This window comes from Methylobacterium segetis (assembly GCF_004348265.1).
Taxonomy (GTDB): Bacteria; Pseudomonadota; Alphaproteobacteria; order Rhizobiales; family Beijerinckiaceae; genus Methylobacterium; species Methylobacterium segetis.
Map to the genome: position 1 here is coordinate 1 of NZ_SMNT01000249.1, position 1,102 is coordinate 1,102.

Below are 1,102 nucleotides of genomic sequence, written 5' to 3' on the forward strand. Positions count from 1 at the left end.
ATCGCGACCTTCCTGCCCATCGTCTCTCTCCCGCCACGCGTTCTCCCGCCACGCGTTCCCGCGCAACCCTGTTGCCTCCGGAAGCGCCGCCGTCTAGACAGCGCTGGCCTCGGTGGGGCGTCGCCAAGTGGTAAGGCAGCGGTTTTTGGTACCGCCATTCCCAGGTTCGAATCCTGGCGCCCCAGCCAATCTCCCCGTCGTCTCGCCGCCCCTCAGCCGGCAGCCTCGCGCAACGCTCCGCGCCGACGAAACTCGACCCATCGATATCCGCGGCCCCGCATCGCCGCCAATACGCAGGCGTCCCGGCCCGGAACGGGCGCGGGCGGCATCGAATACGCTCGCCGCTGCACAGGGACCGTAGCAGAGACGTAACGACAACTATCGGTTGAGCTTGCGCAGCGTGCTACACGTACGTACCAGCAGGGGGTTCCGCAGCTCCGGCAGGGCCGACGATACGCTTCTCCCGCCGCGTTGGATGCCCGACCCGCGGAGAGCCTCGCTCAGACCCCTGCCAGCGCCGCGGACCCTCGTCGTCCGTAGGTGTGCCCATGTCGCCGTTGCCCTCGCAGCTCGAGCCGAAGCTTCTCCTGAAGAGCCTGAGGGCCTTCCGAAAAGGGGATTTCTCGGTCCGTCTGCCGCTGGATCTCACCGGAATCGACGGCGAGATCGCCGAGGCGTTCAACGACATCGTCGAGTTGAACCAGGGCCTCGCCCGCGAGCTCGACCGCGTGGCGCGGACGGTCGGCAAGGACGGGCGGATCGGCGAGCGGGGCAAGCTCCCCTCCGCGACCGGCGGCTGGGTCGAGTGCGTCGATTCGGTCAACTCGATGATCGGCGACCTCGTCCAGCCGACCACCGAGGTCGCGCGCGTGATCGGCGCGGTCGCCAAGGGCGATCTCGGCCAGACCATGCAGATCGAGATCGAGGGCCGCCCGCTGCGGGGCGAGTTCCTGCGGATCGGCAAGGTGGTCAACACCATGGTCGATCAGCTCAATTCCTTCGCCTCCGAGGTGACCCGCGTCGCCCGCGAGGTGGGCTCCGAGGGCAAGCTCGGCGGGCAGGCCGAGGTGAAGGGCGTCGGCGGCACGTGGAAGGACCTCAC

At 68.6% G+C, this 1,102-nt stretch carries 1 protein-coding gene and 1 tRNA gene; both read left to right on the forward strand.

Going from position 1 to position 1,102, the window contains the following annotated elements; all coding sequences use genetic code 11:
• Window positions 1-113: 113 nt before the first annotated feature.
• A tRNA-Gln gene (locus tag E1J50_RS26460) sits at window positions 114-188 on the forward strand.
• A 360-nt stretch (window positions 189-548) separates the two neighbouring features.
• Window positions 549-1,102 (forward strand): HAMP domain-containing protein (locus tag E1J50_RS26465; protein WP_132257239.1); only part of this gene is annotated, 554 nt, incomplete at its 3' end.